Annotated in this window: 16 protein-coding genes; 7 read left to right on the top strand and 9 right to left on the bottom strand. The window is 70.4% G+C overall.

The window, feature by feature from the left end:
• Positions 1-114: 114 nt before the first annotated feature.
• Positions 115-1,017: an alpha/beta hydrolase gene (locus ABZ420_RS20345; RefSeq protein ID WP_357124810.1), complete on the bottom strand. Its 903-nt coding sequence runs from the start codon at positions 1,015-1,017 to the stop codon at positions 115-117.
• Between the two features lie 126 nt (positions 1,018-1,143).
• Here ABZ420_RS20345 and ABZ420_RS20340 point away from each other — a divergent pair, with 126 nt between their 5' ends.
• On the top strand, positions 1,144-3,000 hold the full coding sequence (locus ABZ420_RS20340) for a Na+/H+ antiporter (protein WP_357124807.1): 1,857 nt from the start codon (positions 1,144-1,146) through the stop codon (positions 2,998-3,000).
• Positions 3,001-3,010: 10 nt separating this feature from the next.
• Here the strand turns inward: ABZ420_RS20340 and ABZ420_RS20335 are convergent, their stop codons facing one another.
• Positions 3,011-3,559: a TetR/AcrR family transcriptional regulator gene (locus ABZ420_RS20335; protein ID WP_357124804.1), complete on the bottom strand. Its 549-nt coding sequence runs from the start codon at positions 3,557-3,559 to the stop codon at positions 3,011-3,013.
• 212 nt (positions 3,560-3,771) lie between these two features.
• Between ABZ420_RS20335 and ABZ420_RS20330 the strand changes: the two genes are divergently transcribed.
• Both ABZ420_RS20330 and ABZ420_RS20325 read left to right on the top strand, forming a co-directional pair.
• Positions 3,772-4,377 (top strand): TetR/AcrR family transcriptional regulator, encoded by a 606-nt coding sequence (locus tag ABZ420_RS20330; RefSeq protein WP_357124801.1) that lies wholly within the window; start codon positions 3,772-3,774, stop codon positions 4,375-4,377.
• A gap of 35 nt (positions 4,378-4,412) precedes the next feature.
• Positions 4,413-5,063: an enoyl-CoA hydratase-related protein gene (locus ABZ420_RS20325; RefSeq protein WP_357124798.1), complete on the top strand. Its 651-nt coding sequence runs from the start codon at positions 4,413-4,415 to the stop codon at positions 5,061-5,063.
• A gap of 226 nt (positions 5,064-5,289) precedes the next feature.
• Here ABZ420_RS20325 and ABZ420_RS20320 read toward each other — a convergent pair whose 3' ends face one another.
• The 7 genes from ABZ420_RS20320 to ABZ420_RS20290 all read right to left on the bottom strand — a co-directional run bounded on the left by ABZ420_RS20320 (position 5,290) and on the right by ABZ420_RS20290 (position 11,468).
• Positions 5,290-6,369: an MBL fold metallo-hydrolase gene (locus ABZ420_RS20320; protein ID WP_357124796.1), complete on the bottom strand. Its 1,080-nt coding sequence runs from the start codon at positions 6,367-6,369 to the stop codon at positions 5,290-5,292.
• Between the two features lie 48 nt (positions 6,370-6,417).
• Positions 6,418-7,656, bottom strand: coding sequence for a cysteine--1-D-myo-inosityl 2-amino-2-deoxy-alpha-D-glucopyranoside ligase (mshC, locus tag ABZ420_RS20315; protein WP_357124793.1), 1,239 nt, complete (start codon positions 7,654-7,656; stop codon positions 6,418-6,420).
• A 137-nt stretch (positions 7,657-7,793) separates the two neighbouring features.
• The gene (locus tag ABZ420_RS20310; protein ID WP_062970549.1) at positions 7,794-8,216 is read right to left on the bottom strand and encodes a hypothetical protein; all 423 of its coding nucleotides are present in this window, start codon (positions 8,214-8,216) and stop codon (positions 7,794-7,796) included.
• Between the two features lie 75 nt (positions 8,217-8,291).
• Entirely contained in the window at positions 8,292-9,101 is an 810-nt protein-coding gene (locus tag ABZ420_RS20305; protein ID WP_357124790.1) for an SCO1664 family protein, read from the bottom strand.
• 4 nt (positions 9,102-9,105) lie between these two features.
• Complete coding sequence (locus ABZ420_RS20300) at positions 9,106-9,690, bottom strand: DUF3090 domain-containing protein (protein WP_039798216.1); 585 nt, start codon at positions 9,688-9,690, stop codon at positions 9,106-9,108.
• Positions 9,691-9,763: 73 nt separating this feature from the next.
• A complete protein-coding gene (locus tag ABZ420_RS20295; protein ID WP_357124787.1) occupies positions 9,764-10,522 on the bottom strand; it encodes a histidine phosphatase family protein in 759 nt (252 codons plus the stop codon).
• A gap of 16 nt (positions 10,523-10,538) precedes the next feature.
• On the bottom strand, positions 10,539-11,468 hold the full coding sequence (locus ABZ420_RS20290) for an undecaprenyl-diphosphate phosphatase (RefSeq protein ID WP_357124987.1): 930 nt from the start codon (positions 11,466-11,468) through the stop codon (positions 10,539-10,541).
• Between the two features lie 279 nt (positions 11,469-11,747).
• Between ABZ420_RS20290 and ABZ420_RS20285 the strand changes: the two genes are divergently transcribed.
• The 4 genes from ABZ420_RS20285 to ABZ420_RS20270 all read left to right on the top strand — a co-directional run bounded on the left by ABZ420_RS20285 (position 11,748) and on the right by ABZ420_RS20270 (position 15,789).
• Positions 11,748-12,710 (top strand): aldo/keto reductase, encoded by a 963-nt coding sequence (locus tag ABZ420_RS20285; RefSeq protein WP_357124784.1) that lies wholly within the window; start codon positions 11,748-11,750, stop codon positions 12,708-12,710.
• Positions 12,711-12,720: 10 nt separating this feature from the next.
• The gene (locus tag ABZ420_RS20280; protein ID WP_357124781.1) at positions 12,721-13,779 is read left to right on the top strand and encodes an ABC transporter substrate-binding protein; all 1,059 of its coding nucleotides are present in this window, start codon (positions 12,721-12,723) and stop codon (positions 13,777-13,779) included.
• Positions 13,776-14,870: an iron ABC transporter permease gene (locus tag ABZ420_RS20275; RefSeq protein WP_357124778.1), complete on the top strand. Its 1,095-nt coding sequence runs from the start codon at positions 13,776-13,778 to the stop codon at positions 14,868-14,870. Before ABZ420_RS20280 ends, ABZ420_RS20275 begins: the two co-directional genes overlap by 4 nt.
• Before the next feature lie 100 nt (positions 14,871-14,970).
• Positions 14,971-15,789 (top strand): heme ABC transporter ATP-binding protein, encoded by an 819-nt coding sequence (locus ABZ420_RS20270; protein WP_357124984.1) that lies wholly within the window; start codon positions 14,971-14,973, stop codon positions 15,787-15,789.
• Positions 15,790-15,843 lie beyond the last annotated feature (54 nt).

Raw genomic sequence — 15,843 nt, 5'->3', positions numbered from 1 at the left:
TGTTTGCACGCGAACCTGTTTCGGGTGGGGCGGCCCCATCCTCGACGGTCGTCTACACGATAGTGTTCCGGACCGGCCCGGCAGCCGGTCCGGAACACGGTTCGCCGGAGGGAGTCAGGCGGTGGGCTTGTGTACTCGGTCGGCGTGGAATTCCAGCAGGGCCGTGAGGGTCTGTTCCGGTGCTTCCAGTTGTGGGTAGTGGCCGATCCGGGGCAGTTCCACCACGTCGGGGTCGGTGATGAGCTCGCGGTAGCGGTGTGCCATGTGGCCGCCGGAGACGGGGTCGGTGACGCCGTCGAGGAGCCGGATCGGGATCTGGGCCTGTTGCAGTGCGCCCACCCAGCGCTGCCGCTGTTTGCGGCGTTCGGCCATGTAGCGGATGAGTTTGTGGCCGTTGCGTTTTCCGTGTTTGCTGCACCACAGCAGCCAGAATTGGTGCAGTTCGATGTCGGTGGGTTTGGTGTCGGGCCCGAACACGGTGGCCAGGCTGCGGTGGAAGGTGCGTTCGGTGCCCAGGACGCCGACGAGCGGGCCGAGGGGGCCTGCCAGCAGTCGCTGCACCGGCCGCGCGCGGTGGGCCTCGGGGAACAGGCCGCCGTTGAGCAGGAACACCGATTCGATCACCAGCGATTCGTCGCCTGCCGCGCGGCGTTCGGCGTCGCGTGCCAGGAGTTCTTGGGCGACGGTGTCGCCGTAGTCGTGGGCGAGGATGTGGAATCGGCCGATGCCTTGTTCGCGGAGCAGGTTCTCGTGGAGGTCGGCTTGGTCGGTGATGCGGTAGTCGTAGTGGCGGGGTTTGGCCGACCAGCCGAAACCGATCATGTCGGGGGCGATGACGCGGGCGAAGCGTTCGCACAGACCGGGCCAGATCCGGTGCCAGTCCCACGAGGCGGTGGGAAATCCGTGGATGCATACCAGCGTCCCGTCGGCGCCTGAGCCTCCGTCGCGCCAGAAGATCTGGTGGCCGCGATGAGTGTGGCGTCGTCCGTTCGCCCGCCAGGACGCGAACTCCTCCATGTCTACCTCCTTGTCGTCGACAAGCATGGCGCGTGGGTGCGCCGGGCACAGTAGTTCGGCCGACCGCGCACGTGTCATCTACCGCGCGGGCGGTTTGCCGATCGTGCGCTCTGCGAGAATTCCACCGTGCATGTCGCGATCGGCTTGGTTGTTCTCGTCGCGTCGGCGGCCGCGTTGGCGGCGCTGGCGCGCCGGTTCGGGGTCTCCGAACCGTTGGTACTGACGGTGGGCGGTGTGGCGGCGTCGTATCTGCCGTTCGTGCCGGAGATCCACCTGGAGCCGGAGATCATTCTGCTCGGTTTCCTGCCTCCTTTGCTGTATACCGCTGCGATCCGCACGTCGCTGGTGGATTTCCGGGCGAATGTGCGCACGATCGCGTTGTTGTCGGTGGGGTTGGTGTTGTTCACGACGTTCGCCGTGGCGCTGGTGGTGTGGTGGCTGTTGCCGGTGCCGTTCGCGGTGGCGGTCGCGTTGGGTGCGGTGGTGGCTCCACCGGACGCGGTGGCGGCGACGGCGGTGGCGCGCCGGATCGGGATGCCGCGGCGGATCGTGACGATCCTGGAGGACGAGTCGTTGTTCAACGACGCGACCGCGCTGGTGGCGTTGCGGACCGCGCTGGCGGCGACGGCGGGCACGGTGTCGGTGTGGGAGGCGGGGGCGGATTTCCTGCTGGCGGCCGGTGGCGGCGCGGCGGTGGGGGTGGCCGTGGCGTATCTGCTGGCGATGCTGCGGCGGCGCATCACCGATCCGGTGATGGACACGACACTGTCGTTCCTGGCGCCGTTCGCGGCGTATCTGCCCGCCGAGAGCATCCATGCCTCCGGGGTGATCGCGGTGGTGGTGTGCGGCATGATCCTCGGGCACAACGCGCCGGCTTGGCAGAGTGCCGCGTCGCGGATCGCCGAGCGCATCAATTGGCGGACGATCCAGTTCATTCTGGAGAGTGCGGTGTTCGTGTTGATCGGGTTGCAGGTGCGCGGGATCGTGGAGGGTGCTTGGCACAGCGATCTCGATCACGCCACGTTGGTGTGGTCGGCGCTGGCGGTGGTGGCGGTGACGATGCTGGCGCGGCCGATCTGGGTGTTCGGTTCCTCGCTGGTGTCGCGCAGTCTCGGCAACGGTGCGGCGGTGCCGGCCGGTGAACTGGTCGTGGTGTCGTGGGCGGGGATGCGCGGTGTGGTGACGTTGGCGGCGGTGTTGCTGCTGTCGGAGGACACGCCGCTGTTGGCCGTGCTGAAGCTGCTGGCGCTGGTGGTGGTGGCGGGGACGTTGCTGGTGCAGGGGACGTCGCTGCCGTGGCTGGTGCGGTGGCTGCGGTTGCGTGCGCCCAGTCGCGCCGAGGACGCGTTGCAGAAGGCGAATGTGTTGCAGCAGGCGACGGCGGCCGGTTTGGCCGCGCTCGACGAGCAGATCACGGCGGAGACGCCGCCCGGGGTGGTGCAGACGTTGCGTGATCGCGTTTCGTGGAAGGCGAATGCGGCGTGGGAGCGGCTGGGACGGGCGGAATCGGAACTGGTGACGCCCACCGCGGAGTACCGGCGGCTGCGGTTGGCGATGCTGCGTGCCGAACGCGAATCGGTGTTGCGGGTGCGGGATTCGGGCACGGTCGACTACCAGATCCTGCAGCATGTGCTGGGGCAGTTGGATCTGGAGGAGTCGATCATCGATCGCTTCGATGAGGCCGAGGAGGAGCGCGTGGAACCGTTGGCCGCGCCGGTGGCCGAGGAGGTGTGCGCGCATCTGCGGGACGCGCCGCTGGTGCGTGCGCACGCCGGGCCCGACGAATGCGCCGAGTGCGTCGCGGAAGGGCTGGCGTGGGTGCATCTGCGGATGTGCCTGTCGTGCGGGCACGTGGCCTGCTGCGATTCCTCGCCGGGCAATCACGCGACCAAGCATCACGGGGCCAGTGGTCATCCGGTGATGCGCAGTGTGGAGCCGGGCGAGGCGTGGCGTTGGTGCTATGTCGATGAACTGCTCGGCTAGCCGAGCAAGGTCAGCGCTGGGCGTGGCTGTAGATCAGGCGCGCGTATTCGGCCAGCAGTTGGTCCAGCGACAGGTTCTCCCCGCCCGCGGCGATCTGCTGGTAGCCGACGAGCATCGCCATGCCCAGTGAGGTGACCACGGCGGCGGTGTCATCGTCGCGGACGATGCCTTTGACCGCTTTGTGCACGGTGCGCCTGCGGGATTCGTCGACGCGTTTGAGGGCGAGGTTGACCGATTCGTCGTTGGCCGCCCAGGCGCGGATGGCGGCTTCGGCGGCATGGTGCAGTCCGGCGGCGAGGTCGGACATCGCGCGGATGTCGTCGTCGGGGTTGCCCTTGTTGAACGGCATGGTGCCCAGGATGCGCACTTGGCGGTTCTCCCAGTGCTCGAGCAGGGCGTCGACGAATCCCTGCCAGCTGCCGAAGTGGTGGTAGAACGACCCGCTGGTGACGCCGAGTCGCCGGCACAGCACGCCGATGTTGAGACCCTTGAAGCCGAGTTCGGCGAGCACTTCCAACCCGGTGTCGAAGTACTGCTCCTTGGTGACCACTCGTGACATACGTGCGCCGTTCTCTTCGGTCGGTCAGGGGGGAGGGACCGAACAGTACCGCATCGTAGCGTCGGCCGGACCGAGCCCGGGAAGTACCGCAGCGTATCCCGAGAAGACTCTTCGGTACCTGTTACCTGCTGAAATATCTAGCGCCCGAACGTGGTGCGCCCGCGGCCGCCGCGCGCTCGATAACAGAGCATCTGCTCTGTTATTGTGTCGGCATGCCCCGCCCCCGCACCCACGACCCCGACACCGTGCTCGACGCCGCGGAATCACTGGCCGTCGGCTCCGGCCCCGCCGCGGTCACCACCCGCGCGGTCGCCGCCGCCACCGGCATCTCCAACGGCGCGATCTACCACACCTTCGGATCCCGCGCGGAGCTGCTCGGCCGCACCTGGCTGCGCGCCGCGCGCCGCTTCCTCGACCTGCAAACCGCCCTGGTCACCACGGCGCTGGATCGGCACGACGACGACGTCGAGGCCGTGGTCGCGGCCGCCGAGGCGCCCGCGGTCTTCGCCGAGCGCCACCCGGACTCCTCGCGGCTGCTGCTCGCGGTGCGGCGCGAGGAGCTGCTGGGCGAGGTGCCCGACAGCGTGGCCGCCGACCTTGCGGCCACCGACGCGGTCCTGGTCGAGCTGCTGGTGCGGCTGTCACGCCGGCTGTGGCAGCGCGGCGATCGCCACGCCGTCGACGTCATGACGTTGTGCCTGGTCGATCTGCCCACCGCCGTGCTGTTGCGCCGTGACCGGCTGGCTGATCCGCGCGCGCGTGAGTATCTGCGCAGCGCCGTGCGCGCCGTACTCGCCATCGGTCCGCCGCCGCTGTGATCCCCCACCACCGACCCCCAATGGAAGGAACACCAATGCCCACCCTCGACTATCAAGACAAGATCGCCGTTCTCGATCTGGGCGGCGACGAAAACCGTTTCTCCCCGGACTTCCTGGACCGGGTCGGCGCCCACCTCGACACCGCGGTGGCCGACGGCGCCCAGGGCCTGGTCACCACCGCGAGCGGCAAGTTCTACTCCAACGGACTGGACCTCGACTGGCTCGGCGCCCACGCCGAGCGCGCCGAATGGTACGTCGAGCAGGTGCAGGCGCTGCTGGCCCGCGTACTGACCTTGCCCATGCCCACCGCCGCCGCGTTGCCCGGCCACGCGTTCGGTGCGGGCGCCATGCTCGCCATCGCCCACGACTACCGCGTCATGCGCGCCGACCGCGGCTACTTCTGCTTCCCCGAAGTCGACATCCACATCCGATTCACCCCCGGCATGGCCGCGCTCATCCAGGCCAAACTCACCCCGAAGAGCGCCGTCGCCGCGATGACCACCGGCCGCCGCTTCGGTGGCATCGACGCCGCGGCCCTCGACATCGTCGACGTCACCGCCGCCGAAACAGCGGTCACCGACACCGCCGTGGCCTTGCTCGCTCCGCTGGGCGCCAAAGATCCCGGCACCCTCGCCGCGATCAAGAACACCATGTACGCCACTGCCGTCGCGGCATTGACCGCCTAGGAGGCCCGGTCGCCGCTGCTCGATCCGAAATACACGGTGCGGCAACACTTGCCCGGATGCGGCACCCGCATCGGCGCGGTGTGCGATCGGCGCGGACCGGGCAGCGGCGGCGCGAAGCAGAATTCGATTCGCGTCGCGCGCTGCCGCTCGCGCCATGCGGGCCGGAACCCCCGCGCCGATGTTCTTGCGGGAGTGGCGATTCCGGTATCGGCGCCGCCGTGCGCGGTCACAGCGTGAACGTGAGACGCTGGGGCCGGATGTAGTCGGCGGGGTCGTGTAACGCGCGCAGTTCCGGTCGGCGTGCCGCGGGGATCTTGTCCAGTTCCGCGCGCAGCGGCGCGTCGTGGGTCGCCGCGCTCGCGGTGAGTCCGGGCAGCCAGTTGTCGTGATGGGACGGGACGAACAGTCCCGGCGACAGTGCCTCGAGGTAGGTGCGGGGATCGCGCAGGCCGTTGCTGATCTGGTTGTAGCCCTGCACGGCGCCGATCTCCACGTCGGTGGCCGGTAGCGCGGCCAGGACGTCGAACACGTGCGGTGCGCGTTCGGTGAGCGGCCCGGTCGAGTCGTGCCACGCCAGGCACAGACCCGGTACCCGGAACTGGTACAGCAGTACACCGCCCTCGGCGTCACGCAGCCGCGGCACCGCTTGCAGCAGGCCTTCGAGCGTCGGCGGGTGGGTGCGCACGATTCCCGGTTCGGGGCGGGGGAAGAACCGTGGTGAGCCGCCGGCGGGATCGGGTGGGGTGCGTGCGGAGTGCAGATGCCGCACGACGGTGACCTCGACCGCGCCGACGGTGCAGTCCTCCCGGGTGCCGATCGGGGTGTGCGCGTCACCGTGCGCGACGGTGGGGAACACCGGGTCGCCGACCTGCGCGGCGACCGCCGCGCAGTGCTCGGCGGTGCCGTGCACGGTGGCGCCGGTGGCCTGCGCGATGCGGCCCGCGTCGCCCGCGTGGTCGAAGTGCCCGTGACCGATGAAGATCGCCGCGGGCGCCAGGTCCGCCAACTGCTGCGGGGTGGCCGGGACGTATCCGGTGCTGGTCAGCCGCGGCACCCAGGCATCGAGCAGGAAAACCGAACCGCCGATGGCCAGGGCGTAGGTGGTGCAGCCGACCCACGACAGCACGACCCGGTCGCTGCGCGGTGCGCCGGTGGCGGGGTCGACGGTGTCGGCGCCGAAGAACCGGGTACGCGCCGCGATCGTGCGTGGATCGGCGGGGTCGGTCGCGGGCCGTAGTCGTCCGGCCGCCAGGGCCGCCACTTTGCCGCCGGGACCGAACAGACCCGCACCGGGAAGCTTGCACACGCGGCTACCCCATCACGGGCGAGGGGATGCGGGCAAGAGGAGCGGTTCTTACAGGCGGATGCCGAGCAGCGCGTCGACGGCGGTGGCGATCAGCGCCGGGGCGTCGGTGTCCTGGCCGCCGTAGTCGAGGGCTCGGCGGGCCCAGCTGTCGAGCGCGTCGAGCGCCTTAGGGGTGTCCAGGTCGTCGGCCAGGTGCTGGCGCACGCGGGCGACGGTGTCGGCGGCCGAGGGGCCCGCCGGGCGGGCGGCGGCGTCGCGCCACAGATCCAGACGTCGCCGCGCCTGCTCGAGCAGGGCGTCGGTCCACATCCGGTCCTGGCGGTAGTGCCCGGCCAGCAGCCCCAGGCGGATGGCGGCCGGGTCGACGCCGTCGCGGCGCAGCGCCGAGACCAGGACGAGGTTGCCGCGCGATTTCGACATCTTCTCCCCGTCCAGCCCGATCAGGCCGGCGTGCACGTAGTGGCGGGCGAAGCGGCGCCCGGCGATGAGCGACTCGGCGTGCGCGGCGGAGTATTCGTGGTGGGGGTAGATCAGGTCGCTGCCGCCGCCCTGGATGTCGAATTCCGGGCCGATGCGGTTCAAGGCGATCGCCGAACACTCGATGTGCCAGCCGGGGCGTCCCGGGCCGAACGGGGCGGGCCAGGACGGCTCGCCCGGACGCGCCGCGCGCCACAGCAGCGCGTCGATGGTGTCGCGTTTGCCGGGGCGGCCGGGGTCGCCGCCGCGTTCGGCGAACAGTCGCTCCATGGTGGCGCGGTCGTAGCCGGATTCGTAGCCGAACTGCTCGGTGGCGTCGGCGCGGAAGTAGACGTCGGGGAATTCGGCATCGTCGACGACGTAGGCCGCGCCCGAGGCCAGCAGTTTCTGCACGAATTCCACGACCTCGTCAACGGATTCGATGGCGCCGATGTAGTCGCGCGGCGGCACGATCCGCAGCGCGGCCATGTCCTCGCGGAACAGATCGGTCTCCGCGGCGCCCAGCTCGCGCCAGTCCACGCCGTCGCGGGCGGCGCGTTCGAACAACGGGTCGTCGACGTCGGTGACGTTCTGCACGTAGTGCACGTCGTGGCCCGCGTCGCGCCACAGGCGGTTGACCAGATCGAAGGTCAGGTAGGTCGCGGCGTGCCCGAGGTGGGTGGCGTCGTAGGGGGTGATGCCGCAGACGTACATCGTCGCGGTGGAGCCGGGGGTGACCGGCCGTACCTGACGGTCGGCGGTGTCGTACAACCGCAACGGCGGTCCTGCTCCGGGGACGGTGGGGAGGGCGGTATCGGACCAGGACTGCATGCTTACGAGGGTAAAGGTGTGGTGAGGGTCATCGGTCCCCGGCCCGGTGCCCGCGACCATCGGGCGGGTGCGCTCGCCCGTCGCGACCTGCGTCTTCCAGCAAATCGTGGGATGTCAATGATTTCGGTTTCGCTGAATCAGCTGCCCGCGCGGCGGGTGGGATCGGTGATCGTGTTGGGTGTGATCGCGAACGTGCCGTCCAGCTCGGGGATGTCGGGATCGGTGTCGGCGAGGGCGAGCTGGGTGAACTCGCCGCGGGCGACGTCGAACTCGAGTTCGTGATAAGCGACCGTATCGCCCCAGTCCGCCGAAGGCAAAGAGATGAACCGCATGGTGAACCGCCCGGAGTCCACCGAGCCTTCGGTGAGGACGTAGACGCCGAAGTGGTTCTCCCCCGCCGAACTCAACCAGTAGACACCGTTGTCGTAGAGGTGCAGGTCGGTATCGGGATAGGGCTTCTTGTCGTAGAGGTGCACATAGTGCAGCGCGATGCGGTAGGTCGGTGCGCCGATGACGATCCGCACCGCCGGTGCCGCCCGGTCCGGAGTGGAGTGGGGCATCGCGTCCTCCTCGTCGTGGCGCCGGGTGTTCGAAGCTTCAACTGTGCCAGGAATCCGGCCTGCGCGGCGGCGGGTTCAGAAGGCGGGCCACGGGATGGGGCGGGAGGTGCGCGGCACCGGCATCACCGGTTCGTCGAGCAACTGCTGGGTGCGCTCGATCAACGCGTCGATCTCGGTGTCGGTGATGTGCTCGCTGAGGGTGTCGGCGAACGCGCCGGGCAGCTGCTTGGCGAACGCGGTGATGTCCGCGATCAGGCCGTCACCGAGGGGTTGACCGGCCCAGCCCCACAGCACGGTGCGCAGTTTGTACTCCGCGTGCAGGCAGATGCCGTGGTCGACGCCGTAGACCTGCCCGTCGAGCCCTTCCAGCGCGTGCCCGCCCTTGCGGTCGGCGTTGTTGAGCAGCACATCGAGTACCGCCACGCGCTGCAGTCGCGGATCGTCGGCGTGGATGAGTGACACTTCGTTGCCCACGTCGTCCACCGCGCGCAGCACCTCACGGAATCCGTCGGGCACCGCGCCCGCAGGGCACAGGTCGATCAGGTCCAGGCGGTCGCCGCGGTCGGTGTGGTTGTCCACGCCGACGACCCAGCGTTGCACCATGCCGATCCCGAAAGGGCCCTCGCGCAGAATGGTTTCGGGGATCACGCCCCAGCCGACGGCCTCGGAGATCAGGTAGGAGGCCACCTCACGCCCGGCCAGGGTGCCGTCGGGGAAGTCCCACAGTGGCCGTTCGCCGCGGATCGGTTTGTAGACCACCCGCAGCGGCGCGTCGTCGGTGGCGGTGTCGTTCACGTCGCAGACCAGGGTCACGTTGCTGGCGGTGCTGATCCGCCCGATCACCGTCAGTTCGCCGCTGTGGAATCCGTCCCCGGTCTCGGCCACCGAATCACTCCTCTAGTTCGGCCGCGCCGAAGATGTCACCGCGTTTGTAGCCGTTGGTGCGCACGCACATGTGCCCGCGCGCCGACAGCGGCTCCCCGCACAGCGGGCACGGCGGGCGGCCCGCCGCGATCACCCGGGTGGAGCGCAGCGCGAATTCGCGGGCCTGGATCGGGGTGAGGAACACCCGCACCGCGTCGGGGCCCTCTTCGGTGTCGTCGAGCACCACCGACTCGTCGACCTCGGTCTCGGTGATCGCCAGCAGTTCCACCACCACCGCCCCGGCGTCGGCGTCCCAGCCCAGGCCCATGGTGCCGACGCGGAACTCGGCGTCGATCGGGGTGACCAGGGGCGCGTTGTCGCTGACGTCCTCGGCCTGCGGGGGCACTTCCGCGCCGAAGCGGCGCGCGACCTCGTCCAGCAGCAGACCCATCCGGTCGGCGAGGACCTTGACCTGCTGCTTTTCCAGCAGCACGCTGACCACGCGCGGCTCCTGCACCGCCTGCAGATAGAACGCGCGATCGCCCGGCTCACCGACGGTCCCGGCGACGAAACGATCGGGGGTGCGGAATACATGGATTGCGCGTGACACATGCACCTCCTGATACGTGACCCTGATCGACTACCCGCGGTGCGGGGATTCCATACAACGACCGCTCGGTTGTTTACAAGGAATCTCGACGCTCCGCATTCCCATTATCCGCACTGCCGGTATTGCCGAGCTCGCCACCGGGGACTGGCCCGGAGGTCTCCGGTCCGGGCGCTGCCGAGGTCGCGGCCTGGCGTTGCGCGCCGGCCGCGGCGAGGGCGGACAGGTCGGCGCCGGTGTCGTTGAGCCGCCATACGTAGGGTGCGGTCGGGGTGTAGCGCACGACGCTGATCGAGGCGGGCTCCACGACGATGCGCTGGAAGCCGTCGAGGTGAATGCCCAGCGCGTCGGCGAGGACCGACTTGATCACGTCCCCGTGCGTGCACGCCACCCATAGCGCGTCGCGGCCGTGCTGCTCGGCCAGGGCGCGGTCGTGGTCGCGGATCGCGGCGACCGCGCGCGCCTGCACCTGCGCCAGACCCTCCCCGCCGGGGAACACCGCGCCGGAGGCGTGGCGCTGCACGACTTTCCACAGCGGTTCCTCGAGCAGTTCGGCGAGAGGGCGGCCGGTCCACTCGCCGTAGTCCACCTCGAGCAGCCGGTCGTCGAATACCGGTTCCAGCCCGAACTTTTCCGCCAGCGGTGCGATCGTGCGCTGACAGCGCAGCAGCGGGGAGTGCACGATGCGTTCGATCGGCAGCCCGGCCAGGCGTTCGGCCACGGCCCTGGCCTGCTCCTCGCCGCGCTCGGTGAGCTCGACGCCGGTGCTGCGACCGGCCAGGGTGCGGGCGCTGTTGGAGGTCGACACACCGTGGCGCAGCAGGATCACCGTCATGCGGCCAGCCTAGCGATCATGTCGCCGAGACCACCCCGCCCGCCAGCAGGCCCATGATGATCGCGCCCAGCACGACGCGGTAGCCGACGAACCAGTACAGCGAATGCCGTGCCACGAAACGCAACAGCCACGCCACCGACGCGTAGCCGACCGCGAACGCCAGCACGGTGGCCACCAGCAGTTGCGGTCCACTGGCGTTGAGGCCCTCACCAGCGGGTTCGAACGCGTCCGGCAGGCTGAACAGGCCCGAGGCGGTGACGGCGGGGATGGCGAGCAGGAACGAAAACCGCACGGCCGCTTCGCGCTCCAAGCCCAGGAACAGGCCCGCGGTCGAGGTCGCTCCCGAGCGCGAGACACCGGGGATCAACGCCAGGCATTGCGCGAAACCCATGGCCAGGCCGTCGCGGGTGGTCAGTTGCTCGATGGAGCGTTCCTTGCGGCCGTAGTGCTCACCGGCGGCGATGACCAGGGCGAAGAAGATCAGCATGAACGACACCAGCCACAGATTGCGGGCGCCGGTGCGGATCTCGTCTTTGAACAAGAACCCCAGCACGCCGATGGGAATGGTGGCGATGATCACATACCAGCCGATTCGATAGTCGAGTTCGCGCTGGGCCTGCTCGTCGAGAACGCGCCGGTGGTCGGCGGTGAGGACGGGAAGTCTCGTGGTGGGCTGATCGTGCAGCGGCAGTTCCCGGCGATCGCGCGCGCCCACCCGCTCGCGCAGACCGGCGAACCAGGCCAACACGATCCGCCAGATGTCCTTGGCGAAGAACACCAGCACCGCGGCCTCGGTGCCGAGCTGGGTGACCGCGGTGAACGAGGCGCCCGCGTCCTCGCCGAAGAAGACCGTCGACACGATGCGCAGGTGCGCCGAGGAGGAGACCGGCAGGAACTCCGTCAGTCCCTGCACCAGACCCAGCACCAAGGCCTGCACCCAGGTCATCGACTCGCCAACCACGAACCATCCTCCAGTTCCGCCCGAAATACGCGTTCCTACCTGGGCATTGGTGCAGCGGTCGGTCGCTTCGTCGTGACTGCCGCCCCGATCTCGCAGCGACAGTACAGTGTCGAGGCGGCGTCGGCGTGCCCGGCTGTGGGGCTGCCGCCACCGCGAGGGTGGCGGTGCGCGGGCGCACCGAAGCGCGACCCACTGTGCTGGTGGACGCCCAGTCGCGTATCCACACTCTAGGCTTGGCGCCGTGACGAAAGCGCGGACACGGTGATGGAACAGCGGACGGTGGGCCGTAGCGGCCTGCGGGTGTCGCGGATGGGCCTGGCGACCCATACCTGGGGTTCGCACACCGACGCCGAGGACGCCGCGGGGCAGTTGGTGGCGTTCGTGGAGGCGGGCGGCACGCTGCTGGACACCTCCCCCGCCTATGCGGGCGGGGCCGCGCAGCGCATCCTGGCCGAACTGCTGGGTGATCTGGTCTCACGCGACGAGCTGGTGCTCAGCGGGTGCGCGGGGACCGCGCCGTGGGGGTTTCCCCCGGCGGGGGTGCCGGTGCCCGCGCAGGTCACAGCGGACACCTCGCGGCGGGCATTGCTGCGTCAACTCGATCGCACGCTGCTGGAGTTGGGCACCGATCACCTCGACATCTGGAATGTGGCGGTGTGGGATCCGCGCACGCCGCTCGAGGAGGTGGCCTCGACGCTGGAGCAGGCGGTGCGCTCGGGCCGGGTGCGGTATGCGGGGGTGCGCGGGTTCGGGGCCTGGCAGCTGGCCAGCCTGGCCGCGGTGGCGCCGGTGACCGCGGCGCAGACGCCGTATTCGCTGCTGGCGCGGGGTGCCGAAGCCGATGTGGTGCCGGCGGCGCGGTTCCACGGGGTCGGGGTGATCGCCTCGGCGCCGTTGGCGGGCGGCATCTTGACCGGCAAGTATCGCGACGGTGTTCCCGCCGACTCCCGAGGCGCCGACGAGGCGACCGCGGCGGAGATCCGCAGTGGTCTCGACGAGCGCGCCACCCGGGTGGTGGATGCGCTGGTGACCGCCGCGGACGGGCTGGGTACCTCGCCGCTGGCGGTGGCGCTGGCCTGGATCCGGGACCGGCCCGGCATCGCGAGCATGATCGTCGGCGCCCGCGATATCGGGCAGCTCACCGGCGTGCTGGCCGCCGAGACCCTGGAGCTGCCGCGGGCGATCGCCGCGGCCCTCGACGACGTCAGTGCGCGCGCCGCGGATTAGCCTTGCCTGCATGAGCACTGCAGCGACCGGGGGTGGGCGTGGGAACCGAGTCCGAACCGGGTGGTGGCGTGGGCTCGCGGCCCTGTTCGCGGCGAGCCTGCTGGCCGGGTCGGTCGCGTGTGCCACCGACGCCGGGTCCTCGCACGGTGGGCACGGGCCGACGACGGCGACGTTGAGCGATCTGGATCCGGTGCCGATCGGGCCGGAGCCCACGCCCGCGCTGCCGGTGACCGTGCGGTCGTTCGACGGCGCCGAGGTGACCGTGGCCGATGCCTCCCGCATCATCGCCGTGGACCGTTACGGCACCCTCGCCCAGATCGTGTACGCGCTGGGGTTGGGGCCCAAGCTGGTGGGGCGCAGCACGTCGGCGGCGTTTCCGGCGGTGCGGGAGGTGCCGAACGTGGCCGGGGGCAACGGGTCGCTGAACGTGGAGTCGGTGCTGGCGATGCGGCCGTCGGTGTTCTTGACCGACACCACCAGCGCCGCGCCCGCGGTGCGTGAGCAGTTGCGCGCGGCCGGTGTCACGGTGGTCTATTTCGACCCGGAGCGCACCATGGACGGGGTGGGGCCGCAGATCGAGGCGGTCGCGGCCGCGTTGGGTGTGCCGGAGCGGGGGCAGGCGCTGGCGCGGCGCACCCGCGACGAGATCGCCGCCGCGAGTGCCGCGGTGCCCGCGCAGGATCCCCGGTTGACCATCGCGTTCCTGTATCTGCGGTCGAGCGCGATCACGATGCTCGCCGGTCCGGGGTCGGGTGCGGATGCGTTGATCGCGGCTTTGGGTGCGCGGGATGCGGGCGCGGTCGCGGGGGTGAGCGAGCCGTTCACCGCGATCACGAGTGAGGCGATGATCGGTGCGGCGCCGGATGTGCTGCTGGTGATGTCGGACGGGTTGAAGTCCGTGGGGGGTGTGGAGGGGTTGCAGAAGGTGCCCGGTATCGCGCAGACCCCGGCCGGGCGCGACCGGCGTGTGGTGGACATGTCCGATGCGGTGCTGTTGAGTTTCGGCCCCAATACCGGCCGGGTGATCGCGGCGCTGAGCGCGGCGGTGTACGGCACCGGGCACGCATGAGTGTTTCGCAGACCGACGCGGCGCGGCCGTCGGTGACGCCGGTGCCGAAGTCGCGTAGCCGTTCGCGGGTGGTGCTGGTGTTCGCGGTCGCGGTGGCCGGGTTGGTGGCGTTGGCGTTGGCGTCGGCGGCGATCGGGCAGGTGCCGACGACGCCCGTCGAGGTGGCGGGCAGTGTGCTGCACCGGATCGGGTGGGATATCGGGCCGATGCCCGCCCATCCCTCGGGTGAGGTGACGCTGTGGCAGGTGCGGTTCCCGCGGGTGGTGCTGGCGATGCTGGTCGGGGCGGCGCTGGCGACAGCGGGTGCGTTGTTGCAGGGTGTGTTCGCCAACCCTTTGGCCGAGCCGGGGGTGATCGGGGTGTCGGCGGGGGCGGCGGTCGGCGCGGGCACGGTCATCGTGGTGGGCGGGGCGTTCGTGGCGGCCTGGTCGGTGGCGGCGGCGGCGTTCGTCGCGGGGCTGGCGACCACGTCGCTGGTGTATCTGCTGGCGCGCTCGGGTGGGCGCACCGAGGTGGTGACGCTGGTGCTCACCGGTGTGGCGATCAACGCGTTCGCGGGCGGGTTGATCGCGCTGCTGCTGTTCGTGGCCTCCCCCGCCGCCCGCGATCAGATCGTGTTCTGGCAGTTGGGTTCGCTGAACGGGGCCACGTGGGAGTCGGTGGGTGTGGTGGCGCCGTTGAGCGCGGTCGGTGTCGCCGCCGCGGTGCTGCTGGCGCCGCGGCTGGATCTGCTGGCGCTCGGTGAGTCGGCGGCCCGTCACCTGGGTGTCGACGTGGAGCGTTTGCGGCGCAATGTGATCGTGGTGGTGGCGGTGCTGGCCACCGCTGGGGTCGCGTTCACCGGCATCATCCTGTTCGTCGGGTTGATCGTGCCGCACCTGGTGCGGATGCTGGTCGGGCCCGCCCATCGGGTGCTGATCCCCCTGAGCGCCGTCGTCGGCGCGGTGGTGCTGCTGGCCGCCGACGTCACCGCCCGCTCCCTGGTCGACAACGCCGACCTGCCGTTGGGCATGCTCACCTCCCTGATCGGCGGCCCCGTCTTCTTCTGGCTGTTGCGCCGCACCCGAGCCCGCTCCGGGGGCTGGGCATGAGCGCCCCTGTCGTGCGTGGGGCACATGACCGCGGTGGACGCCGGGCAGCTTCCTCGATGGTGTGCTGGTGGCCGGGAGGTGTGGGGTGAGTGTGTTGCGGATGGTGCACGAGTTGCCGGGGTGGCCGCGCACAGGGCAGGCGACGGTGCGCGCGGCGGGGGTGAGCGTGGACCGGCGCAGCGGCGGGCAGGCGCGGCGGGTGCTCGACGGCATCGACTTCGAAGCGGTCGCGGGGCAGGTCGTGGCGTTGGTCGGGCCCAATGGCGCGGGTAAGTCGACATTGCTGGCGGCGCTGGCGGGCGAATTGACGCCCAGCGCGGGATCGGTGGAACTCGACGGGCGGCCGTTGGCGCACTGGACGACCTTGGACATGGCCCGGCGGCGGGCGGTGTTGCCGCAGACCCACACCGTCGGTTTCCCCTTCACCGCGCGTGAAGTGGTGGCGATGGGGCGCGCGCCGTGGGTCCGCACCGAGCGTCGCGAGCTCGACGAGGAACACATCGTTGCCGCGATGGCCGCCACCGACATCGAACACCTCGCCACCCGCGCTTTCCCCACCCTGTCCGGCGGTGAACGCGCCCGGGTCGCGTTGGCCCGCGTGCTGGCGCAGGACACCGCCACCCTGCTGCTGGACGAGCCGACCGCCGCCTTGGACCTCGGCCACCAGGAAGCCGTGCTGCGCCTGGCCGCCGCCCGCGCCGCCGACGGTGCCGCGGTGGTCGTCGTCCTGCACGATCTGGGTATCGCGGCCGCGTACGCCGATCGCGTGGCGGTACTGGACGCCGGTCGCATCGCCGCCGACGGTCCACCCCGTGAGGTCCTCACCACCGAACTGCTCAGTCGCGTCTACCAGCATCCGGTGGAAGTGCTCGACCACCCGGTGACCGGGGCGCAACTGGTGCTTCCCGTCCGCCGCTGACCCGCACAGACCGGCCGACCGGAGGACCTGCGCGCGGTTCGGGTCGACGCGGTG

Origin of the sequence: Nocardia sp. NPDC005745, assembly GCF_040630775.1 — a bacterium.
Taxonomy (GTDB): Bacteria; Actinomycetota; Actinomycetes; order Mycobacteriales; family Mycobacteriaceae; genus Nocardia.
Note: the sequence above shows the minus strand (reverse complement) of the source record. Positions and strands in the feature narration are given on the sequence as shown.